Source organism: Streptantibioticus silvisoli (assembly GCF_027947535.2).
Taxonomy (GTDB): domain Bacteria; phylum Actinomycetota; class Actinomycetes; order Streptomycetales; family Streptomycetaceae; genus Streptantibioticus_C; species Streptantibioticus_C silvisoli.
Genome location: NZ_JAAGKO020000032.1, coordinates 76,971 through 99,508 on the forward strand (window position 1 = coordinate 76,971; position 22,538 = coordinate 99,508).

Below are 22,538 nucleotides of genomic sequence, written 5' to 3' on the forward strand. Positions count from 1 at the left end.
CGCCCGTGAGCGCCATCAGCTCTTACCCCTTCGTCATGCTGCTGGTAGCGGCCGCCGCCCTCGTGGTGGCGTACGTCGCGCTGCTGGCCGTGCGGCGGCTGCACCGCGAGCTGGTCGCCGTCCGTGCCGAGCTGGCCGGCCACCGCGCGGAGGTGGCCGACACCGTCAGCTCGGCGACCGCCGGCCTGGTGCCGGCCGCCCGGTCCGCCGAACGGACCGAGGAGATACGCGTCGCCGTCGCCGAGGCGCTGGCCTACGAGCGGGAACGGGAACTGGCCGAGGCCCGCGCCTTCTGGGCGGCGCAGGAGGCCCGCGAGGCGGCCGAGACCCCGCTGCTGGACGGGCTCAACCTGGACGGCATGCGCAGCCCGGAGGGGATCGACGGCTACGACCGGCTGGACGGCGGCGACAGCCCCGGCAGCGCCGCGTACCTGGACCTGCCGGAGTTCGAGGTGCTGCCGCTGCTGCCGCGCCAGCACGACCAGCTGGGCGGCGCCGACCCGGACGCCCCGGTCGTACCGCACCGCCGCCACCCGTCCGACCCGGACTTCACCCCGTCACCGGTGGTCGCCGACCCCGAGCAGACGGTGGCCCGGCTGACCGAGCTGGCCGAGGCCCGCATACCGCTGGCGGACGTGCGGCCGGGCCCGCTGGGCACGCTCGACCTGTACGTCTTCACCGACGGCACCACGCTGTGCCTGACCCCCGGCCACAGCGAGACCGCCGACCGGCTGGCCGCCGCGCTGGAACGCGGTGAGGCCCCCGTCCTGCTCGGCGGCTCGGGCATCTCCGGCGCGTACGCGCTGACGTTCACCTACGGCGGCGAGTCCGTCTTCATCCTCGCCGACCGCGTCGTCGCCTCGCTGTAACCGGCCCCGGGCCGCACACCGCGCCCGCAGCGTGCCTCGGACCGGACCGCCGCACCCGCGCCGGGCTTCGGACCGGCCGCGCACCGCGCCCGCGGCCGGCCTCAGAGCAGGCCGCGCACCGCGCTCACCCGGTCGAGCACCGCGTCGTACGCGCTCTGCGGCACGCCGGCCGCCTCCAGCGCGGCCACCAGGTCGTGCCCGGCCACCGCCAGCTGGTCGCCGACCGCGTAGACACCCTCGTCGGGTATCAACAGCGGTTCGCGCTGCGGGAGTTCGAGCCGCTGGGCGGACACCGAAAGTTCCCGGGCCAGCTCCAGCCCGGCGCCGGCCACCCGCCGCAGCCTGCTGTACGGCAGCGAACGGAACCGGTCGGCCAGGGCGTCGACGGCCGCGCGCAATGTCAGGCTCCCGTGCATGACCGGGACTTTATACGGCCTGATCGGCTCTTCCGCACGCCCGGGACGGTTGCCAACGCCAGACGCCTAAGGCACGGTGGGGTAACGGAACGCACCACCGGAGGCGCCGATGTCCCAGATGATCTTCTCCGAGGAAACCCACCGGAACCTGCTCTCCCGCATCCCCCAGCACACCGGCCGCGAGGTCGGGGAGTGGCTGCACACCCTTGACGAAGGCCCCGCGCTGCCACGCTTCGACGAGAAGGTGAACTGGCTGCGCCACGAGCACGAGGGCCTCAGCTACGGCTACGCGAAGGCGATCGTCCACGAGTACGACCTGCGGCGCGCCGCCCGCAAGCTCCAGTAGCCGTATCCACCCGCCCCTCAAGGTTCCGGCGGGCCCCTGCGGCACGGTGTTCGGACCGCCCGGGGGTCCGCGGGACCGCGCCCGCGGCTCGCGCGGGACGGCCGGGGCCGGGGCATAACGGCGGACTATTGACCGCTATAAAGCGCGGACGCTTTCCGGCACGACGAATCCGGGCGTCTTGTCGCCCGTCGCGCCCGCCACCCCGGCAAACCAGGAGAGAACGAGTGCCCGGAGCCGGACTTGAACCGGCACGACCGTCAGGTCAGTGAGGTTTAAGCTCACCGTGTCTGCATTCCACCACCCGGGCATGGCGAACTCCCCATGAGACAACGGCAGATCGTTCACAGGGCAGTAAAATCCTAGCCGCATCCTGCCTCCGAACAGGTGAAACTCAGCTCCATGTTGTCTGATTTTAGGGGCGGGTGAGGGGTCGTCAGAACCGACCGAGCGCCCTGGTACTCAGTGCGACCGGCCACTATTCGGCTGTTTCCCGTCATCAACGGCACCCCGCGCGCCACGTCATGAATGACGAGAATTTACCGACGGCGCAGGCACCGAACGCGGGAAACGCTCCCGCAAATCACCGCGTTCGGTTTTGGCATATGCCAATTGCGCCTGCCGTCAGCCGCCTTCCGGCGCCGCGAGCCAGGCGGCCCGGGTGGCCGGCAGACCGGAACCACCGTCCCGCTCAGGGCGTACCGCGAGAATCTGGTTGACGCCGATGCGGTTGTGTTCGAAGGCCAATGCCGAGGCCGCCATGTAAAGCCGCCACACCCGCGCCCGGCCCGGGGTGGTGAGCCGGATCGCCTCGGCCCAGTGGTCCTCCAGATTCGCCACCCAGGCGCGCAGGGTCAACGCGTAGTGCTCGCGCAGCGCTTCGACGTCCCGGGCCTCGAACCCGGCGCGCTCCAGCAGCGAGACGGTCGTGCCGACCGGGGCCAGCTCGCCGTCCGGGAAGACGTAGGCGTCGATGAAGGCGTCCACCTCGTAGCCGCTCTCGTCGTCCATCGGGCGGCGGGCGATCTGGTGGTTGAGCAGCCGGCCGCCGGGCACCAGCAGCCCGTACAGCGTGCCGGCGTAGGCCAGGTACTGCGCGGAGCCGACGTGTTCGGCCATGCCGATCGAGGAGATCGCGTCGAACGGGCCGTCCGCAACCTCGCGGTAGTCCTGCACCCGGATCTCGATCCGGTCGGCCAGCCCCTCGCGCGCGATCCGCTCGCGGGCGAACGCGGCCTGCTCGGTGGACAGCGTGACGCCGACCGCCGTGACGCCGTGGTGCCGGGCGGCGTGCAGCACCATCGAGCCCCAGCCGCAGCCGACGTCCAGCAGCCGCATGCCCTCGCGCAGGCCCAGCTTGCGGCAGATCAGGTCCAGCTTGGACGCCTGGGCGTCCTCCAGCGTGCCGCCGGGCTTCTCCCAGTAGGCGCACGAGTAGACCATCGACGGGCCCAGCACCCGCTCGTAGAAGGCGTTGCCGACGTCGTAGTGGTGGCTGATGGCCCTGCGGTCCCGCGACAGGGTGTGCCGGGGCCCGGCGGTCCTGCGGACCTCCTCGGCGGGCGGCGGGGGCGGCAGCCCGGGGCCGGCCAGCGCGACGGCCTCGCGCAGCATCGCGCGGACCGACGCGTCGCCCAGCGAGCGGGCCGCCGACAGGCCGCGCAGCGCCTTGCCGACCACCCCGTCGCGCCCGGCGCCGCCGGCCGGGTCGTCGCGCTCCCAGATGGAGCCGGCCAGCGCGTCCAGCGCCGCGTACAGGTCGCCCTCTATGTCGATCTCGCCCGCCACCCAGGCGCGGGCCAGACCCAGCTCACCGGGCTTGTACAGCACCCGGCGCAGCGCGCGGCGGTCGCGGATGACCACCAGGGGCGCGCCGGGCGCGGGCGGCGGGCCGGCCTCGCTGCCGTCCCACGCGCGCACCCGCAGCGGGAGGGGCGAGCCGGTGGCCCGCTCGACGAGGGCGGCCAGTCTTCCGGCTGCGTCTGCCATGGTGCGAACCTCCAGAAGGACACGTCATCCGATGAACCCGATAACTCCTTGCATGATGAAACAACCTCGGCCCCCGTCCTAGTCCCGGTCGGGGGCGGCCTGTTCGGCGCGGGGCCCGGCCCCGGCCGCAACGGTCACCACCCGCGCGGTTACCACGGTCGCGGACACGCGAAAACGCCGAAGGCGTCCGCCCCACGGATGGCGGACGCCTTCGGCGTTACGAACGGACCGGTGGATCAGGCGCTGGCGGCCGTCTCCACCTCGGGGGCCTTCGCGGCGGCCTCGGCCTTGGCCTTGGCTGCGGCGGCCGCGGCGGCGGTCACCGGGGCGGCGGCGGAGTAGAACTCGCCGCGCGGGTTCTCCAGCGCGCCGAGGGCGACCACGTCACGCTTGAGGACCGCCGCGAGCGTCCAGTCGGCCAGCACGCGGAACTTGCGGTTGAAGGTCGGCACCGCCATGCCGTGGTAGCCGCGGTGGCAGTACCAGGCCAGCCGGCCCTTGAGCTTGATCTTGCCGAAGAGCAGGGCGACGCCCTTGTGCAGGCCGAGGCCGGCCACGGCGCCCATGTTCTTGTGCCGGTACTCGTGCTGCGGGAAGCCGCGCATGCCCGAGACCACGTTGTCGCCGAGCACCTTGGCCTGGCGCAGCGCGTGCTGGGCGTTCGGCGGGCACCAGGCGCCCTCGCCGGTGGCCAGGTCGGGGACCTGGGCGTTGTCGCCGGCCGACCAGACGTAGTCCAGGCCCTTGACCTGAAGGGTCGGCTGGGTGTCCACGTGGCCGCGCGGGCCGAGCGGCAGGCCGAAGTTGGCCAGCGCCGGGTTCGGCTTGACGCCGGCGGTCCACACGATGGTGGAGGCGTCCACCTCCAGGCCGTTGGCGAGCACCACGTGCTTGTCCACCGCGGAGGTCATCGAGGTCTCCAGGTGCACCTCGATGCCGCGCTCGCGCAGGTGCTCCAGGCCCCACTTGCCCAGCTCCGGCCCGACCTCGGGCAGGATGCGGTTGGCGGCCTCGACCAGCACGAAGCGCATGTCCTCGCGCTTGACGTTGGTGTAGTAGCGGCACGCGTCGCGGGCCATGTCCTCCACCTCGCCGATGGTCTCCGCTCCCGCGAAGCCACCGCCGACGAAGACGAAGGTGAGCGCCTTGCGGCGGAGGTCCTCGTCGGTGGTGGAGTCGGCCAGGTCGAGCTGCTCCAGCACGTGGTTGCGCAGGTCGACCGCCTCCTCCACACCCTTCATCCCGATGCCGTTCTCGGCCAGGCCGGGGATCGGGAAGGTGCGCGAGACCGCGCCGAGCGCCACGACCAGGTAGTCGAAGGGCAGCTCGTACGCCTCGCCGACGATCGGTTCGATCGTGGCGACCTTGCGGTCCTGGTCGACGGTGGTGACGCGGCCGGTGAGCACCTCAGCCTTCGGCAGCACGCGTCGCAGGGGCACGACGACGTGGCGCGGTGAGATGCTGCCGGCGGCGGCTTCGGGGAGGAAGGGCTGGTACGTCATGTACGAGCGCGGGTCGACGACCGTGACGGTCGCCTCGCCGAACCGCATCTTCTTCAGGATGCGGCGCGCCGCGTACAGGCCGACGTAACCGCCGCCTACAACGAGGATTCGTGGACGCTCCGTGGTGCTCATGGAATCGAGTATCCAGCACACCCCGGGACCCCCCTCGTGCGCCCCTTCACCAGGTAGGTCGCCCACTGTGCTACCCTGCGCGATTTCGTGATCGATCCCACAGTCCGGAACGGGAACGGAAGATCACCCGCGACCGTTGAGTGATCTTCGTCCAGCGCCGTGAACAGCGCCGATTCGATGTCGCCCGGCCGCCTCGCCGCCTCGCGCGCCGCCGCGCGGCCGCCCGGAATCCGTACGGCTGTTGGACCGCTTCCGGCCCCCGGCCGTCACCCTCAGGCCAGAAACCGACTCTCCCGGCGGGAACTTCATGTGAAGAAATTCACGAGACTGCTTCCGACGGCCGTCCACCGACCCCCCACGGGCCCGCTCAGCTGATCAACCGCCTGCTCAACAGCGTAGTCCGGGCGATATTTTCTACGGCCGCCGCCCCCCGTTCTCCCCCGGTCGTTCCCTTCCCCTGAGCGGGAGTTGGGGGTCCGTTGGGAGTGCGGGGGGACGGCTTTGGGGTGCCGGGGCCGCCGGGCGCGACCGCGGTCAGCCGCGCGCCGTTCCGAAGGCGATCCCGTCGAGGATGTCGTGCTCGGAGACGACGACCTCGGCGGCGCCGGTGCGTTCCATGACGGACTGAAGGATGAGCGCCCCGGTGGCGATGACGTCGACGCGGCCGGGGTGCAGGGTGGGGATGGCGGCGCGTTCGGCGTGGGTGGACGACAGCAGGCGCCGGGTGATGGCGCGGACGGTGTCGAGGGGGATCCGGCTGTGGTGGACGGCCTCGGAGTCGTAGGCGGGCAGGTCCAGCGCGATGGCGGCGATCGTGGTGACCGAGCCGGCGAGGCCGACGAGGGCGCCGGCCCCGGTGAGCGGGACGTGCCCGGCGGCCAGGTCGAGGGCGGCCTCGATGTCGGCGCGGATCGCGGTGACCGCCTCGGGGGTGGGCGGGTCGACGATCTCACCGTCGCGCACCAGGTGGCGTTCCGTCAGGCGGACGCAGCCGATGTCGACGCTGCGGGCGGCGGCCACCTCGTGGTCGCCGACGACGAACTCGGTGGAGCCGCCGCCGATGTCGATGACCAGGAACGGCCGGGGCAGGTCGCCGCCGGTCAACTCCGCGGTGGCGCCGGTGAACGACAGGTTCGCCTCCTCCGCGCCGGTGACGACCTCCGGTTCGACGCCGAGGATGTCCCGCACGCCGCGCACGAACTCGTCGCGGTTGTCGGCGTCGCGGGAGGCGGAGGTGGCGACGAACCGGACCCGTTCGGCACCGAGGCGGGTGATGACGGCGGCGTACTCGCGGCAGGCGGCGAAGGTGCGCTCCAGCGCCTGCGGGGCGAGCCGGCCGGTCCGGTCGACGTCCTGGCCGAGCCGGACGATGGTCATCCGCCGGTCGAGGTCGGTCAGGGTGCCGGCCACCGGGTCGACGTCGGCCACCAGCAGGCGGATCGAGTTGGTGCCGCAGTCGATGGCGGCCACCCGCGTCGTGGCGGTCACGCGTCCTCCTTCACGGTCTCGCCGGCCGCCGCGCAGCCGCCGGCGCACGGGCCCTTGCCCCACCACGGCGGCAGCAGGCCGATCGCCTCGTCGCCCAGCGGGTTGACGCCGGGGCCGGCCGCCAGCGCGTGGCCGACCAGCACGTGCAGGCACTTGACGCGGTCGGGCATGCCGCCGGCGCTGGGGAAGTTCTCCAGTACCGCGACCGCGTCGCGGCGGGCGAGGTAGTCCTCGTGCGCGGCGCGGTAGGCGGCGGCGAGCTCGTCGTCGGTGGCGAGCCGGGCGGTCATCTCCCGCATCACGCCGTTCGCCTCCAGGGTGCCGATGGCGGACGCGGCACGCGGGCACGTCAGGTAGTACAGCGTGGGGAACGGCGTGCCGTCCTCCAGGCGGGGCGCGGTCTCCACCACGTCGGGCAGCCCGCACGGGCAGCGGTGGGCGACGGCGCGCAGTCCCCGGGGCACCCGGCCGAGCTGTTCGCCGACGGCGGCGATGTCGGCGTCGGTGGGCGGGGCGGCGGCGGTGTGCGGCGGAGGTGTTTCCATGACGTCATTGTCCCAGCAGCGGGCGACCGCCCGGTGCTGCCCCCGGCCGCGCCGCGGACCGCCGGCGGCGCGGTTCAGTGCCGGGCGTCGGCGGCGTTCACGCCGTCCCACAGGTTGTCGTACCAGGGCCGGTTCGCCGCAGAGCCGGCCGCGTCGGCGCTGCCGGAGCCGTCGGCCGAGGTGCCGGTCATGACGTAACCGGTCTCGCCGGGCATGACGTAGTGCAACTGCTCGCGGGCGCGGGCCCGGACGTAGAGCGGGTCGGCCCAGCGGGCCTTCTCCTCGCGCAGCTGCTCGACCTTCTGCCGGGCCTGCTGGGCCTGGCCGCGCTGCTGGGCGATCTGCGAACGCTGCGCGATGTACTGCCGGGTGGGGTACGCCAGCGCCACGACCAGCGCGCAGACGGTGAGGGCCAGCACGGCGGCGCGGCCGGTCAGCCGGCCCCGGCGGGTGGTGCGGCCGGCCGTGCGGTACACCCGGGCCTGCGCCTGCTGGCCCAGGGCCCTGAGCCGGACCGCGGTGGGGAACCGGTCGGGCGCCACGTCAGTCTCCCTCCGTCCGGGCCTGCTCCCGTAACACGCCCGCGTCCCCGCACACGGTACGGGACCGGGTGCGGGGACGGCGGTATCAGCGGTGCCGAACGGGGGGCTTCAGGCGGATGCCCCCGCGCGGGTCAGGCCTTGAAGCGCGGGAAGGCGCTGCGGCCGGCGTAGACCGCGGCGTCGTCGAGGATCTCCTCGATGCGCAGCAGCTGGTTGTACTTCGCGACGCGGTCCGAGCGGGCCGGGGCACCGGTCTTGATCTGGCCGCAGTTGGTGGCGACGGCCAGGTCGGCGATGGTGACGTCCTCGGTCTCGCCGGAGCGGTGCGACATCATGCACTTGTAGCCGCTGCGCTGGGCCAGCTCGACCGCGTCGAGGGTCTCCGACAGCGAGCCGATCTGGTTGACCTTCACCAGCAGCGCGTTGGCGGTGTCGTTGTCGATGCCGCGCTGGAGCCGCTCGGGGTTGGTGACGAACAGGTCGTCGCCGACGATCTGGACCTTCGCGCCGAGTTCGGCGGTGATGGTCTTCCAGCCGTCCCAGTCCTCTTCGTACAGCGGGTCCTCGATGGACACCAGCGGGTAGGCGTCGACCAGTTCGCCGTAGTAGGCGCTCATCTCCACCGCCGAGCGGGACTTGCCCTCGAACGCGTAGCTGCCGTCCTGGTAGAACTCCGAGGCGGCGACGTCCAGGGCGAGCGCGATGTCGGTGCCGGGCTGGAAGCCGGCCTTCTTGATGGCCTCGACGATCAGGTCGAGCGCCTCGCGGTTGGAGTCGAGGTTCGGCGCGAAGCCGCCCTCGTCGCCCAGGCCGGTGGACAGCCCGCGCTCCTTCAGCACGCCCTTGAGGGTGTGGTAGACCTCCGCACCCCAGCGCAGCGCCTCGGAGAACGACTCGGCGCCGACCGGCGCGATCATGAACTCCTGGATGTCGACGTTGGAGTCGGCGTGGCTGCCGCCGTTGAGGATGTTCATCATCGGCACCGGCAGCACGTGCGCGTTGGGGCCGCCGATGTAGCGGAACAGCGGGAGGTCGGAGGCCTCGGAGGCGGCGTGCGCGACGGCGAGCGAGACGCCGAGGATGGCGTTGGCGCCGAGCGAGGACTTGTCCGGGGTGGCGTCCAGGTCCAGCATCGCCTGGTCGATCAGCCGCTGCTCGGTGGCGTCGTAGCCGACCAGCTCCGGGCCGATCTGCTCGATGACGGCGAGGACGGCCTTCTCCACTCCCTTGCCGCCGTAACGGGACTTGTCGCCGTCCCGCAGTTCGAGAGCCTCGAAGGCTCCGGTGGAGGCACCCGAGGGGACCGCGGCACGGCCGGTGCTGCCGTCGTCGAGGCCGACCTCGACCTCGACGGTGGGGTTGCCTCGCGAGTCGAGGATTTCCCGGGCTACGACGACGTCGATCGACGGCACGAGCATCTCCTTCAGGAACACTGGATTCTGAACTTCGGGTCTTCGCGGGATGAGCCTAACCGGCGCGGGCGCCCGCACGGGCGATGGTGTCAGGACTCATGGCGCAAAGCCGCACAATGGCCCCGGCCGGACACGCTCGGGGGAAGGAAGACGTGTCCGGCCGGGAGGCGGTCCCGGGCCGGCCCCTCTCGGAGGCCGGCCCGGCAGGGGTCAGCTCAGGTGCAGGTGCTGGCCGGGGAAGATCAGGTCGGCCTGCTGGACGACGCTCTTGTTGAGGTCGAACAGCTTGTGCCAGCCGCCGGCCACGTGGTGGGCGGTGGCGATCTTCGCCAGGGTGTCGCCGTGCTGGACGACGTAGGAGCCGGTGCCGCGCGGGGCGGCGGCCGCGGCGGTGTGGTGCACGGCCGGGGCCTGCTGGGTCGTGCTGCTCGCGGCGGTACCGGAACCGGTGGAGGCGCTGGCGGAGGAGCCGGTGTCGACGTCGGGGGCCGGGCCGCCGGAGGTCAGGTCGCCGGCCGAGGCGCACGACCAGGCGCCGGGGCCCTGGAGGGCGAGCAGCTTCTGCGCGACGGCTATCTGCTGGTCCTTGGTGGCCAGGTCGGCGCGGGAGGCGTACTGGGTGCCGCCGGCCGCGTCCCAGCTGGACTGGGAGAACTGCAGGCCGCCGTAGTAGCCGTTGCCGGTGTTGATCTGCCAGTTGCCGCCGGACTCGCACTGGGCGACGGCGTCCCACTGGGAGACGGTGGCGGCGGAGGCGTTGGTGGCGCCGAGCAGCGGGACCGCGATGGCGGCACCGGCGACGGCGGTCAGCGTGGCGATGCGGGCGGTGCGGGAAGAACGCGTGGAAGTACGACCGTGCTTGGGCATGGATGTGTGTCCTCACCGACGCCTACGAGGTCAGCTGTCGGGTTCGGGCGTGAGCTGCCCGGCCGTTCGCGCCTTCGCGCCCTACGGCTTCACCCCGAGCCGGTCCCGTGTGCCGCGGTGCGGGGTCCTCGTGAGGACCCGGTGCACCGGGTGGGCCCGGCGGAGAACTCGTGGTTCCCCCGCTCCTGCCTGCGGCGCTTTCGCGTCGGTTCATCCCGCCGGCCGGCGGCAGGACTCGGCGTTCCTGGCCGGCGGGGCTCGCGGTGGCGAGCGGTGACGACCATAAGCACACGCCCCGGGAGCCCGACAAGCTGCGGCTTTCCGGGGCGACCCGGGCGCCCCACCCCGCCGCGCACCCCCGGAAGTTGACAGACGCGCAGGTCGGAGCGGGATAAAGAGATCGAACTGGACCTTTGTCATGGAACATGCCGAGAGAGGTATGTCACAGCATCGGCGCGGTCAACCGAGGGTGAGGTGCTGCCCCGGGCGAATCAGCCCGGGGTCGTGGCCGACGGTGGCGTGGTTGGCGTCGAACAGCGCGGGCCAACCCCCGGGCAGCGAGTGCTTCGTGGCGATTTCATAGAGATTGTCACCGGGTTGAACGGTGTACGCGCTCAGCGCGACCTCCCCCGCCTCCGCCATCCCCGGCCGGGCGTGCGCACCGCGGCCCGCGCCGCCGGCGCCGCCCTGCTCACCGTCGGTAGCCGCACCCGGCTTCGCGTGCCGCCCGGACGGCGTGCCGCCGGAATCCGCCACCCCCGGAACGGACGAATCACCCGAAGAGCACGAATCACCCGAAGTCGCCGAGGAGTTCGGCGACCCCGGGACGGTCGAGGCACCGGAAGGGCTCACGCCGCCGCCCAGGACGCCGCCCAGGACGCCCGAGGTCCCCGCGACTCCGGCGGACCCCGAAGCCCCGGCGGAGCCCGCGGTGCTCGTCCCCGGCGCGGTGGCCGGTGCGGTGGTTGACGGGTCGGTCGGCGCGGTGGCCGGTGCGGTGGCCGGCGCCGTGGTCGACGTCCCCGGGTCGGTGGCCGTCGCGCTCGAACCGGTGGCCGCTCTCCCCGATCCGGTCGCCGATCCGGTCACCGGTCGCTTCGACGGGGCGGCGCCGGACGCGGTGTGGGCCGGCGCGGCGGAGGCGGGCCCCGAAGCGGCCGGCGCGGACGTGGGCGGCGGGCCGCCGAGGAGGCCGCCGAGCAGTCCGGTGCCGGGGTCGGGGGTGGCCGGGCCGGAACCAGGGTCGACGTCGGGCGCGGCGCCGCCCCGGGCGAGGCCGGCGGTGATCGCGCACTCGCCCCAGTAGCCGGGCCCTTCGGCGTCTAGGATCCTCTGCGCCACCGCGATCTGCTCCTGGCGGCTGGCGAGGTCGGGGCTCGCGGCGTACGCGGCGCCGCCGTTGGCCTGCCAGACCGACCGGGTCAGCGCCAGGCCGCCGGCGAACCCGTCGGAGGCGGCGCTCCAGGTACCGCCGGTCTCGCAGGCGGCGACCCGGTCCCAGGTGGAGGTGGTGGCCGCGTGGGCCGCGCCGGCCGACGTCAGCAGCGGCAGGGCGATCCCGGCCCCCGTCGCGCCGACGGTCACCACGAACCTCGGTGCCTGGCGCGGGCGGCGGTGGGCGCCGTTCCCCGACGTGCGCATGCGTTGCCTCTCGTAGACGGCTGGTTGGCGGCAGAGCGTAGCCGGGCGCGGGCCGAAGTCACAGACGGATGTAGCGCACATCACGTAAAGGTCACACACCTGACGCAGCGTCAGAACCGGGCCGTGCGGCGGCGGTCAGCGCAACGCCACCGGAAGTTCCCGCAGGCCGCGCATGATCAGCCCGCCGCGCCACCGCAGGTCGGCCGGATCGGCGTCGAGCCGCAGGTCCGGAAAACGGGTCAGCAGTCGCTCGAAGGCGATCCGGCCCTCCATGCGGGCCAGCGGGGCGCCGACGCAGTAGTGGATGCCGTGGCCGAAACCCAGGTGCGGGTTGTCGCGCCGGGCCAGGTCGAGGGTGTCGGGGTCGGCGAACCGGCGCGGATCGCGGTCCGCGGCGGCCAGCACCACCAGGACCGGCTCACCGGTGCCGATCCGCTGCCCGCCGATGTCCAGCTCCTCGCGCGCGAACCGCCAGGTCGCCAGCTCCACCGGCCCGTCCCAGCGCAGCAGTTCCTCCACCGCGACGCCGAGCGCCTCCCGGTCGCCGCGCTCGACCGCGCCGCGCATGACGGCCATCCGGACCGGGTCGCGCAGCAGCGCGTACAGCCCGTTGCCCACCAGGTTGATGGTGGTCTCGAAGCCGGCGAACAGCAGGATGAACGCCATGGCGGCCGCCTCGTTCTCCGTCAGCTGCTCGCCGTGGTCGGAGGCGCGGATCAGGCCGGAGATGAGGTCGTCGCCGAGGTCGGCGCGCTTGCGGTGGATCAGCTCCAGCAGGTAGCCGCGCATCTTCTTCACCGCCCGCGCCACCCCGCCGCGCGGTCCGCCGCTGTGCCGGATCATCGCGCCGGCCCAGTCGCGGAAGTCGTCCTGGTCGGCGCCGGGCACGCCCAGCAGGTCGCAGATGGCGTAGATGGGCAGCGGGAAGGCGAACTCGTGGATGAGGTCGGCCCGTTCGGCCCCGGCGAAGGCGTCGACGAGCCGGTCGGCCAGTTCGGTGACCCGGGGTTCGAAGGCGGCGATCCGGCGCGGGGTGAACGCGGCGGAGACCAGGCGGCGCAGCCGGGTGTGGTCGGGCGGGTCGATGTTGAGCAGATGCGTCATCAGCTCGGCGTTGCGCTCGCCGGGGATGCCGACCTTGCCGCGGGCGTGGGCGCCCTCGCCGTGGTGGGCGGGGTTCTTGCTCAGCCGGGGGTCGGCCAGCGCCTGCCGGGCGTCGGCGTACCGGGTCACCAGCCAGGCGTCCACGCCGCTGGGCAGCGTGGTGCGGCGCACCGGCGCGTGCTCGCGCAGCCAGGCGTAGGCCGGGTAGGGGTCGGCGGCGAACTCCCAGGTGAACATCTGCGGCGGTGAGGACTCGTGCACGCCCCGACGGTATCCGCCCGGTGTGCGCGTGCGGGCCGCAACCGTCGGCGGCCCGGTGCGCGTCTCCCCCTATGATCGGGCCCGGTCCCGTCAACCGCCTTTCGCAGGTGGGGGGTTGGGGCCGGATCATTCCGCGGCCGCCGACGGCCGGCGGGGGCGACAAGTGATGAGGAGTGACGTTGCGCGAGTACATCGAGCGCGAGGAGATCGTCGAGCGGGGCGGCTTCTTCGGCGGTGATGAGATCATCGAGCGCGAGACGATCGTCGAGGAGCGCGGCGGCTTCTTCGGCGGTCGCGAGGAGATCATCGAGCGCGAGACCGTCGTGGAGCGCGGCGGCTTCTTCGGTGGCCGCGAGGAGATCATCGAGCGCGAGGAGATCATCGAGGAGCGCGGCGGCTTCTTCTAAGCCGCACCGTCGGCCGGACCGCGCCCAGCGGTCCCGGCCCGCTCGCTCAGCGCGACGGCCCGTCCCCCGGTCCCACGGGGGGCGGGCCGTTCCGCGTGCGCCGCCGGTCCGGCGCGGGTGGGCCGTTCCGCGTGCGACCCCGGCGCCACGGGGGTGGGCCGGTCCGCGTGCGGTGACGCGCCGACGAGGGGTCAGCCGGTCGCCGCCTTCAGCGCGTCGCGGCTGAGCCGGTCGGCGAGCCGGGTGGTCTGCGGCAGCCGGTAGGCGGGCGCGGCGGCGAGGGTGAGGCGGCAGGCGGTGTCGAGGTCGATGGCGTGGCCGGTGGAGACATAGACCGGTTTGACGCCGTCCTGGGTGCGCAGCGCCCGGCCGACCCGCTCGCCGCCGTCGGTCAGGTCGGCGCTCGCGCCGCGCCGCGTGCCGAGCGCGGCCGGGTCGTAGCCGCCGGTGAACGGGGTCTTGGCGACCCCGGCGGTCGGCAGGCCGGTGAGGACGCCGAGGTGGCAGGCGAGCCCGAAGCGCCGCGGGTGCGCGAACCCCTGCCCGTCGCAGAGCATGACGTCCGGGGTGTGCTCCAGGCTCTTCAACGCCTCGATGAGCACCGGGAGTTCACGGAACGCGAAGAGCCCGGGGACGTAGGGGAAGGTGGCCCGGCCGACGGCGGTGGCCTGCTCGACGACCTCCAGGGTCCGGGCGTCGAGCACCACGACCGCGGCGGCCAGCAGGTCGTCGGTGCCGCCGTCGCCCGCGTAGGCCACGTCGAGGCCGGCGAGCAGGGCCGGCGCGGCCGGTCCGGGTCCGGTGTGGTCGGCCAGCGGGCGCAGGCGGTCCTGGATCGCGACCGCCTCGGCGGCGTCCGCGGGCCAGGCGTGCGGGAGTTGGATGCGCATCGGGCCAGGATCGCAGGGGCGGCGGCACCCGGCGCACGGCCACGTCGCGGGGGCGCCGGCAGGCGTGGGCGCGGAGCGGCGGCAGGCGTGGGCGCGGCCCGGGTGCGGTGGGAGCCGTCGCCGGGGCCGGTCGTGGCCGCGAGGGCCGGTCGCCGCCGCCGGGGTCAACCCCCTTGGCCACGCCTCGGGTTCGGCGGGCTCCGGCCGGCTCACGGCCGCGTTGCGGGGACCGTGACCGCCGCCGCCGGAATCAACACCCCTGGCCACGGCTCAGGTTGGACGGGCTCCGGCCGGCTCACGGTCGCGTTGCGAGGCCCGTGACCGCCGCCGCCGGGGTCAACACCCCTGGCCACGACTCGGGTTCGGCGGGCACCGGCCGGCTCACCGCCGCGTTGCAAGGCCCGTGATCGCTGCGGGGGCGACCCCCGTGGGCCGGGTTCAGCCGACGACGAGCTTGAGCATGGTCGGGGTGGCGTTCTGGGTGACGGGGGTGCCGGGGGCGCAGGGGGTGAAGCCGAGCAGGAACAGCTGGGCGAGGCCGTCGGTGACGGACAGCTTCTCGTCGCCCTTGGTGGCCTGGGCGGTCTTCACGCTGCCGTCGGCCTTCAGCGCGCTGGTCTTCCAACCGTGCGCGGTCAGGTAGGACAGCAGTCCCGGAGCCTTGGCGTCCAGTTCCTTCGCCTGGGTGATGGCGACTGTGACCGACAGCTGGTCGGCGTTGCGGCCGGTTCCCTTGGCGGTGCACCTGGCCACCGTCGAGCCGGTGGGCACCGGTGCGGCGCCGTCGAGCCCCTGGGCGCCGTGCGGCCATTTCAGGGCGAGCAGGGCGCCGCGCAGTTCGCCGTCGAGGTGGTCGGTGCGGCCGGCCAGCGTCTGCGCCTTCGGCACCGCGGGGGCCGTCGCGGAACCGCCGCAGCCGGCCACCGCCAGCAGCGTGAGCCCGGTCGCGGCCAGGGCGAGAACGCGTCGAGTCATGGCCCAATCCCCTTGTCGCGGCGCTGCGTCGGCGACGGCAGCCTAGCGTGCCTGTCGCGTACAGGTCAGTACTTCCGCCGCTCCCCCGGGCTCGCACCGCCGGCGCCCTTGCCGCACCGGCTCCCCCGCGCGGGCCCCGCACCGGCGACCCCGCACCCGGCTCCCCCGCGGCAGCCGTCTCCCTACCCCCGCGGGCGCCGCGCGTCCTCCGCCGCGCGCAGTGCCGCGCGGTAGCGGCGGGCGGCGGCGCGCAGAGCGGCCTCGGGGTCCGTGCCGGCGGCCTCGGCCGCGGCGGCCAGGGCGAGCAGGCGGTCACCGGGGTCGGTGGCGGTGGGTGCGGGCAGCGGCACGTCGAGGCCGGCGGTGCGGGCGCGGGCGGTGAGGGCGGCGGCGAGCGCGAGGGCCGGCTGGTCGAGGGGGACGCCGTCGGTGGCCGACTCGCGCTGCTTCTCGGCCGCCTTGGTGCGCAGCCAGTGCGCCTTGACCTCCTCCGGGGTCTCGGCGCTCTCGTCGCCGAAGACGTGCGGATGGCGGCGGATGAGCTTGTCGACGATGCCGGCCGCGACGTCGTCGATGGAGAACGGCTCGTCCGGGTCGTCCTGCGCGATGCGGGCGTGGAAGACCACCTGGAGCAGGACGTCGCCCAGTTCCTCGCGGTACGCGGCACGGTCGTCCTGCTCGATCGCCTCGACCAGCTCGTACGCCTCCTCGATGAGGTACTTCACCAGGCTCTGCCCGGTGCGTTCACGCGTCCACGGGCACTCGCGGCGCAGCCGGTCCAGCACCGTGACGAGGTCCAGCAGCCGGGCGCCGGGCACGTCGTAGGAGGCGGGGAGCAGTTCGAGGTCGGGCATCGCGACCCGGCCGGAGCCGGCCAGCGCCGCCAGCTCGTCGGTGAGCGCCGGGTCGCCGTCGCCGGGCGGGATGACGACGACCGTGCGGCCGCCCGCGGTGCGTTCCAGCAGGGCACGTCCGCCGGGCGCCGCCGCCTCCACGGTGATCCCGGCCTCCCGCAGGTAGGGCAGCTGGGGATGCGCGGGGTCGGCGCACAGCACGGCGTCGGCGGTGCGCAGCGCCTGCCAGGCCGGCCAGGACAGCAGTCCGGGCGCGACCCGGTGGCTCGTGGTCAGCAGGATCAGGCGGCCGGGCCGCTCGGCGGCGGCGGGGTTGGCGTTCACCCGTCGAACGTACCCCGCGGGCCGCCCGCGTGGGGCCGGCGCGGGCACCGGCGCACGGCGGGCCGGCCGGGCGCGTCGTGCGGCGGGACCGGCCGGGGCGCGGCGGCGGGCCGCGTCCCGGGGCGGGTCACCCGGTGACCGCGGCCGGCTGCTGCTGTTCGGCTTCGGTGGCCGGGCGCAGCCAGCCGGAGGTGGCGTTGCCGATGGACCCGCTGGCGGCGCTCCAGGTGCCGTAGCGCGGGTTGACGTCGACATGGAGGGCCTGGGCGGCCTTGCCGAGTTCGGTGTTGAGCGCGGCGACGCCCTGCGGGGTGGTCGGGTCGACGCCGATGGCCTTGGCGACGCCCGCCTTCTGGATCATGGACCGGGCGAAGGCGTCGGTGGGCTGCCCGGGGGCCACCTGGATCTGCATGAGGGCGGCGCGCAGGGCCGCGGCGCTGCCGTAGCGCTGGAGGTAGAGCGCCTCCAGCGCCTTGGTCTGCCGGCGGGTGACGGTGACGTGGTGGTCGGCGGCGGCCCGGTCGAGGACCTGGTAGTCCAGCAGGCCGGTGAGCACCGCGCGGCTGAGGCCGCCCTTGGCGCCGCTGAGGTCGACGTCCTGGCCTGCCTTGGCCTGGGCGGAGCGCAGCTGGGTGACGCGGTTCTGCAGTTCGGTGACGGTGATCGCCCGGCCGCCCACGACCGCGGCGGAGCCGGGGTGTTCGGCGGCGCACGAGGTGATCAGCGGGGCGGCGAGGACGAGGGCTGCGGCGGTCAAGGAGAGCGTGGCGGTACGGCGGCGGACCATGGGGCCTCCTGGCGGTTGATCGTGCGGCGATGCGGCGATCTGCGCGGATCGAGGATAAGGACTTGCGGCGGGCTATATCCACTACCGCGCGCAACGAGATCGACCCCGGTGAGGTGTCGGCCTGCGCTGCGGCTTCGCCGGGCGGGCCGGTCGCGAGCGGGGGCCGGCCTGCGAAGCGGCTTCGTAGTGCGGGCCCGGTCGCGGCCGGTACCGGGCGGTCCGGGCGGCCTTGAGCTGCACCGAACGCCGCACATCACACCAGGTCGCCACGAATCAGACATGTCCTAATTACTCGGTTCTGTAGGGGATTTGAGGGGACGCGGACTGTGACGCTGGCCACATGCCGCAGGTCACATACGGCCGTGGCTAGTTGACGGTTCAAACCCGCCGGGCCGGGTATCGGAGGCGATTCCATGGAGTTTCCTGTGCGCCACTCTTACTCCCGTCTTATGCCGTACGACGATGCCCATTAGTAGGAAGGCATATTGCCAGGCGATTTTCCGGCGGCTAGACATTGCCCAGCCGCAGGGTCCGCGGATCGAAACGCGGGCCTTTCGTCGCACCACTTCCCCCGCCATTACGGCGATCACTGACCGGTGCAACACCGGGCGACGACTGCGACCCAGCAGACCGGAAGGCCGCTCACCCATGCCCAGACATGCCCGCATTCGCTTCACCCTGGCCCGCAAGATCGCCGTGGCGAGCATTGCCGCTGCCGGAGCCGCAGCTCTCGCGATCACTGTCGTCCCGGGAACCGCGATCGCCCATGACGCACCGCACTCGACGTTCGCCAACACCGCGCCGGCGTCGTTCACCACCTCCGCCTGGCAGTCCGCCGCCGCGCAGCACGACGGCGTCGCCGCCCAGTACCGGCAGGCGCACCACCAGTGGTGGCTGAAGCAGCAGTCCGCCGAGAACCGCGCCGCGGCGGAGGCGAAGGCCAAGGCCGAGGCCAAGGCCCGCTGGGCCGCGCACGTCAAGGCCGAGGCCGCGCAGAAGGCCGCGGCGCAGAAGGCCGCCGCCAAGGCCGCCGCCGCGAAGAAGGCCGCTGCCGCGAAGGCCGCCGCCGCCAAGGCCGCCGCGGCGAAGAAGGCCGCCGCCGCCAAGCCGGTCGCCGCCAAGCCCGCCGCGTCGACCGCCGCCCCCGCCGCCAAGCCCGCGGCCGCCACCACGACCTACGCGAACAACCTCAACGGCTGGATCGACCAGGCGCTGGCGATCATGAAGGCCAACGGAATACCCGGCACCTACGACGGCATTTACCGCAATGTCATCCGGGAATCCGGCGGAAATCCCAACGCGATCAACCTGTGGGACAGCAACGCCGCCGCCGGAACTCCTTCCAAGGGTCTGCTCCAGACGATCGACCCGACGTTCAACACCTATCACGTCGCGGGTACGTCGACGAACATCTACGACCCGGTCGCCAACATTGTCGCCGCGTGCAACTACGCGTACCACGTGTACGGTTCGATCGACAATGTGAACGGCCCGTACTAAAAAAACCGAACGCCTCGGGACCGAACGCGTTACAGCACAACGGAGTTCAGGAACTCCGCGGTCCACACGAGCAGTTCCCGACCGACCACCGGCTTGCCTCCTATGGTGCCGGTGGTCGGTCGCGGTACCAGGATCTGCCGGGTGGCCGCCTTCAGGACGCTGCGCGGATGCAGGCGCTGAAGGCGCAACTCCTGCGACTCGCGCAACTCCACCGGGCCGAAGCGCACGTTGGCGCCCTGAAGGGTGATGTCGGCGACCCCGGCCCGCCGGGCCAGCAGCCGCAGTCCCGCCACCAGCAGCAGGTTCTCCACCGGCTCCGGCAGCTTGCCGTAGCGGTCGAGGAGTTCGTCGCGGACCGCCTTGATGTCGTCCTCGGAGTCGACCGCGGCGATCGCCCGGTACGCCTGGAGGCGCAGCCGCTCGCCCGGCGCGTAGTCGTGCGGGACGTGGGCGTCGACCGGCAGCTCGATCTTGACCTCCAGCGGCGCCTCCTCCTGCGCGCCGCCGGTCTCCAGCGCCGCCCGGTAGTCGGCCACCGCCTCGCCGACCATGCGGACGTACAGGTCGAAGCCGACGCCGGCGATGTGGCCGGACTGCTCGCCGCCCAGCAGGTTTCCGGCGCCGCGGATCTCCAGGTCCTTCATCGCCACGTACATGCCCGCGCCCATCTCGGTGTGCTGGGCGATGGTCGCCAGCCGCTCGTGCGCGGTCTCGGTCAGCGGCTTCTCCGGCGGGTACAGGAAGTAGGCGTAACCGCGCTCGCGGCTGCGGCCGACCCGGCCGCGCAGCTGGTGCAGCTGGCTCAGGCCGAAGTTGTCGCCGCGCTCGACGATGAGGGTGTTGGCGTTGGCGATGTCGATGCCGGACTCCACGATCGTGGTGGAGACCAGCACGTCGAACCGCTTCTCCCAGAAGTCGACGACCACCTGCTCCAGCTGGTGTTCGCCCATCTGCCCGTGCGCGGTGGCGATCCGCGCCTCGGGGACGAGTTCGCGCAGCCGGGCCGCGGCCCGGTCGATCGACTCCACCCGGTTGTGGATGTAGAAGACCTGGCCCTCGCGCAGCAGCTCCCGGCGCACGGCGGCGGCGATCTGCCGGCTCTCGTACGGGCCGACGAAGGTCAGCACCGGGTGCCGCTCCTCCGGCGGGGTGGTGATCGTCGACATCTCCCGGATGCCGGTGACCGCCATCTCCAGGGTGCGCGGGATGGGCGTCGCCGACATCGTCAGCACGTCCACGTTGGCCCGCAGCTTCTTCAGCTGCTCCTTGTGCTCCACGCCGAAGCGCTGCTCCTCGTCGACGATGACCAGGCCCAGGTTCTTGAACCGGGTCTCGGAGCCGAACAGCCGGTGGGTGCCGATGACGAGGTCCACCGAGCCGTCGCGCAGTCCCTCCAGCACCGCCTTGGCCTCGGTGTCGCTCTGGAACCGCGACAGCGCCCGCACGGTGACCGGGAACTGCCCGTAGCGCTCGGTGAACGTGCCGAAGTGCTGCTGGACCAGCAGCGTCGTCGGCACCAGCACCGCGACCTGCTTGCCGTCCTGCACGGCCTTGAACGCCGCCCGCACCGCGATCTCGGTCTTGCCGTAGCCGACGTCGCCGCAGATCAGCCGGTCCATCGGGACCGACTTCTCCATGTCGTCCTTGACCTCGGCGATCGTGGTGAGCTGGTCGGCGGTCTCCACGTAGGGGAACGCGTCCTCCAGCTCCCGCTGCCAGGGGGTGTCGGGGCCGAAGGCGTGGCCGGGGGCGGCCATCCGCGCCGAGTACAGCTTGATCAGGTCCGCGGCGATCTCCTTGACCGCCTTCTTCGCCCGCGCCTTGGTCTTCGTCCAGTCCGCGCCGCCCAGCCGGTGCAAGGTGGGCGCCTCGCCGCCGACGTACTTGGTAATCTGCTCCAGCTGGTCGGTCGGCACGAACAGCCGGTCACCGGGCTGGCCGCGCTTGGCCGGCGCGTACTCCACCAGCAGGTACTCGCGGGTCGCGCCCTGCACGGTGCGCTGCACCATCTCCACGTAGCGGCCGACACCGTGGCTCTCGTGCACGATGTAGTCGCCGGGTTGCAGCGTCAGCGGGTCGATGCTCTTGCGGCGCCGCGACGGCATCCGGCCCATGTCCTTGCTGGCCGACCGCTGGCCGGACAGGTCGGTCTCGGTGAGCACCGCCAGCTTCAGCCCCGGGTGCACGAAGCCGTGCTCCAGGCTGGCGCAGCTGACGTGCACCAGCCCCGGCTCCGGGACGGCCGGCAGGTCGGCGTCGAGCCGGGCGGCGATGCCCTCGTTGCCCAGCACCTCCACCGTGCGCGACGCCGGGCCGTGGCCCTCGGTGAGGTAGACCGCCTGCCAGCCCTGCGACAGCCAGCCCTTGGTGTCGGCCAGCGCGCGGGCGCTGTCACCGCGGTACGTCTCCGGGGCGCGCATGCCCAACTGGAGGGTGTCGGCGTCCAGTTCCTCGTCCTGCGCGAACTGGCTCACCGACCACCACGGCATGCCGGTGTCCTGCGCGTGCGCGCGCACCTGCGCCAGCGGCCACAGGCTGGCGGCGCCCAGGTCGATCGGCGCCTCCCCGCCGCCGGCCGTCGCCGCCCACGACGCCTCCAGGAACTCCCGGCTGGTCGCCACCAGGTCGGCGGCCCGGGTCCGTACCCGCTCCGGATCGCAGGCCACCACCATCGACCCGGCGGGCATCACGTCCATCAGCAGTTCCATGTCGTCGACCAGCACCGGCGCCAGCGACTCCATGCCCTCGACCGCGATGCCCTCGGCGATCCGGCCCAGCAGATCGCCCAGCTCCGGGTGCGCCTCGGCCAGCCGGGCCGCCCTGGCGCGCACCTCGCCGGTCAGCAGCAGCTCCCGGCACGGCGGCGCCCACAGCCCGTGCTCGGCCACCTCCAGGCTGCGCTGGTCGGCGACCTTGAAGTACCGGATCTCCTCGACGTCGTCGCCCCAGAACTCCACCCGCAACGGGTGCTCCTCGGTCGGCGGGAAGACGTCCAGGATGCCGCCGCGCACCGCGAACTCGCCGCGCTTCTCCACCAGTTCGACCCGTGCGTAGGCGGCCGCCGCCAGGCGCTCCACCACGTCGCCCAGGTCCGCGCTGCCCCCGGCGCGCAACGCCACCGGCACCAGGTCGCCCAGCCCGGCGACCTGCGGCTGCAACACCGACCTGACCGGCGCGACCACCACGCGGACCGGTCCGGCCGCCGGGTCGTCGGCGCTGGGGTGCGCCAGCCGCCGCAGCACCGACAGCCGCCGCCCGACGGTGTCGCTGCGCGGGCTGAGCCGCTCGTGCGGCAGCGTCTCCCACGCCGGGTACTCCACCACCGTGTCCGGCGGCAGCAGCGACCGCAGCGCGGCGGCCAGGTCCTCCGCCTCCCGGCCGGTCGCGGTCACCGCCAGCAACGGCCGGTGCGCCCGGTCGGCCAGCGCCGCCAGCGCGAACGGACGGGCCCCGGGCGGCCCCACCAGGTCCAGCGACGGCCGGTTGCCGTCCGCGGCGGCCTTGACCGCCTCTGCGAGGGCGGAATCCTTGATGACGACGTCCAGCAGACCGTTGAGGCTCATACGGGCCAGCCTATGCCTCCGGCGGTACCCCGGTGACGCGGCGCCGCCCCCCGCACACGCAGGGTACGGAGGTGGTCGCGGCGGGTGCGGGGGGCCTCCGGCGGCGGGGCGGGGGCTTGGGTGGGGG

The 22,538-nt window shown here is 73.3% G+C and carries 19 protein-coding genes and 1 tRNA gene; 4 read left to right on the top strand and 16 right to left on the bottom strand.

Annotated elements, in window-relative coordinates:
* Nucleotides 1-14 precede the first annotated feature (14 nt).
* Entirely contained in the window at nt 15-869 is an 855-nt protein-coding gene (locus tag POF43_RS21435) for a hypothetical protein (protein WP_271312766.1), read from the top strand.
* Between the two features lie 101 nt (nt 870-970).
* Here POF43_RS21435 and POF43_RS21440 read toward each other — a convergent pair whose 3' ends face one another.
* A complete protein-coding gene (locus POF43_RS21440; RefSeq protein WP_271312756.1) occupies nt 971-1,285 on the bottom strand; it encodes a hypothetical protein in 315 nt (104 codons plus the stop codon).
* A gap of 109 nt (nt 1,286-1,394) precedes the next feature.
* Here POF43_RS21440 and POF43_RS21445 point away from each other — a divergent pair, with 109 nt between their 5' ends.
* A complete protein-coding gene (locus POF43_RS21445; RefSeq protein WP_271312755.1) occupies nt 1,395-1,631 on the top strand; it encodes a DUF4287 domain-containing protein in 237 nt (78 codons plus the stop codon).
* Nucleotides 1,632-1,856: 225 nt separating this feature from the next.
* Here the strand turns inward: POF43_RS21445 and POF43_RS21450 are convergent.
* The 10 genes from POF43_RS21450 to POF43_RS21495 form a co-directional block, all read right to left on the bottom strand.
* A tRNA-Leu gene (locus POF43_RS21450) sits at nt 1,857-1,938 on the bottom strand.
* A 314-nt stretch (nt 1,939-2,252) separates the two neighbouring features.
* Complete coding sequence (locus POF43_RS21455; protein ID WP_271322423.1) at nt 2,253-3,617, bottom strand: class I SAM-dependent methyltransferase; 1,365 nt, start codon at nt 3,615-3,617, stop codon at nt 2,253-2,255.
* Between the two features lie 236 nt (nt 3,618-3,853).
* Nucleotides 3,854-5,251 carry an NAD(P)/FAD-dependent oxidoreductase gene (locus tag POF43_RS21460; RefSeq protein WP_271312753.1) on the bottom strand — a complete coding sequence of 466 codons (1,398 nt, stop codon included), beginning with the start codon at nt 5,249-5,251 and terminating at the stop codon, nt 3,854-3,856.
* A gap of 534 nt (nt 5,252-5,785) precedes the next feature.
* Complete coding sequence (locus POF43_RS21465) at nt 5,786-6,739, bottom strand: Ppx/GppA phosphatase family protein (protein ID WP_271312752.1); 954 nt, start codon at nt 6,737-6,739, stop codon at nt 5,786-5,788.
* Nucleotides 6,736-7,284, bottom strand: coding sequence for a DUF501 domain-containing protein (locus POF43_RS21470; protein WP_271322422.1), 549 nt, complete (start codon nt 7,282-7,284; stop codon nt 6,736-6,738). The genes POF43_RS21465 and POF43_RS21470 overlap by 4 nt, the downstream gene beginning before the upstream one ends.
* Before the next feature lie 74 nt (nt 7,285-7,358).
* The gene (locus tag POF43_RS21475) at nt 7,359-7,826 is read right to left on the bottom strand and encodes an FtsB family cell division protein (RefSeq protein WP_271312750.1); all 468 of its coding nucleotides are present in this window, start codon (nt 7,824-7,826) and stop codon (nt 7,359-7,361) included.
* A gap of 131 nt (nt 7,827-7,957) precedes the next feature.
* Complete coding sequence (gene eno, locus POF43_RS21480) at nt 7,958-9,238, bottom strand: phosphopyruvate hydratase (protein WP_271322421.1); 1,281 nt, start codon at nt 9,236-9,238, stop codon at nt 7,958-7,960.
* A gap of 210 nt (nt 9,239-9,448) precedes the next feature.
* Nucleotides 9,449-10,105, bottom strand: a complete 657-nt coding sequence (locus POF43_RS21485) for a transglycosylase family protein (protein WP_271312749.1) — start codon at nt 10,103-10,105, stop codon at nt 9,449-9,451.
* A 459-nt stretch (nt 10,106-10,564) separates the two neighbouring features.
* Nucleotides 10,565-11,746: a transglycosylase family protein gene (locus tag POF43_RS21490; protein WP_271322420.1), complete on the bottom strand. Its 1,182-nt coding sequence runs from the start codon at nt 11,744-11,746 to the stop codon at nt 10,565-10,567.
* A 135-nt stretch (nt 11,747-11,881) separates the two neighbouring features.
* The gene (locus POF43_RS21495) at nt 11,882-13,087 is read right to left on the bottom strand and encodes a cytochrome P450 family protein (protein WP_271312764.1); all 1,206 of its coding nucleotides are present in this window, start codon (nt 13,085-13,087) and stop codon (nt 11,882-11,884) included.
* 203 nt (nt 13,088-13,290) lie between these two features.
* On the opposite strand from POF43_RS21495, the gene POF43_RS21500 reads away from it, so the two are divergent.
* Nucleotides 13,291-13,518, top strand: a complete 228-nt coding sequence (locus POF43_RS21500) for a hypothetical protein (protein WP_271322419.1) — start codon at nt 13,291-13,293, stop codon at nt 13,516-13,518.
* Between the two features lie 191 nt (nt 13,519-13,709).
* Here the strand turns inward: POF43_RS21500 and POF43_RS21505 are convergent, their stop codons facing one another.
* From POF43_RS21505 to POF43_RS21520, 4 genes are all read right to left on the bottom strand, one after another.
* Nucleotides 13,710-14,408, bottom strand: coding sequence for an endonuclease V (locus POF43_RS21505; protein WP_271322418.1), 699 nt, complete (start codon nt 14,406-14,408; stop codon nt 13,710-13,712).
* Nucleotides 14,409-14,846: 438 nt separating this feature from the next.
* A complete protein-coding gene (locus POF43_RS21510; protein WP_271312745.1) occupies nt 14,847-15,383 on the bottom strand; it encodes a hypothetical protein in 537 nt (178 codons plus the stop codon).
* 182 nt (nt 15,384-15,565) lie between these two features.
* Entirely contained in the window at nt 15,566-16,561 is a 996-nt protein-coding gene (locus POF43_RS21515) for a nucleoside triphosphate pyrophosphohydrolase (RefSeq protein WP_271322417.1), read from the bottom strand.
* Between the two features lie 127 nt (nt 16,562-16,688).
* On the bottom strand, nt 16,689-17,348 hold the full coding sequence (locus POF43_RS21520; RefSeq protein ID WP_271322416.1) for a SurA N-terminal domain-containing protein: 660 nt from the start codon (nt 17,346-17,348) through the stop codon (nt 16,689-16,691).
* Nucleotides 17,349-17,996: 648 nt separating this feature from the next.
* On the opposite strand from POF43_RS21520, the gene POF43_RS21525 reads away from it, so the two are divergent.
* Nucleotides 17,997-18,848 (top strand): transglycosylase SLT domain-containing protein, encoded by an 852-nt coding sequence (locus tag POF43_RS21525; protein ID WP_271322415.1) that lies wholly within the window; start codon nt 17,997-17,999, stop codon nt 18,846-18,848.
* 29 nt (nt 18,849-18,877) lie between these two features.
* Here POF43_RS21525 and mfd read toward each other — a convergent pair whose 3' ends face one another.
* Nucleotides 18,878-22,411 carry a transcription-repair coupling factor gene (mfd, locus tag POF43_RS21530; protein ID WP_271322414.1) on the bottom strand — a complete coding sequence of 1,178 codons (3,534 nt, stop codon included), beginning with the start codon at nt 22,409-22,411 and terminating at the stop codon, nt 18,878-18,880.
* Between the last annotated feature and the right edge of the window lie 127 nt (nt 22,412-22,538).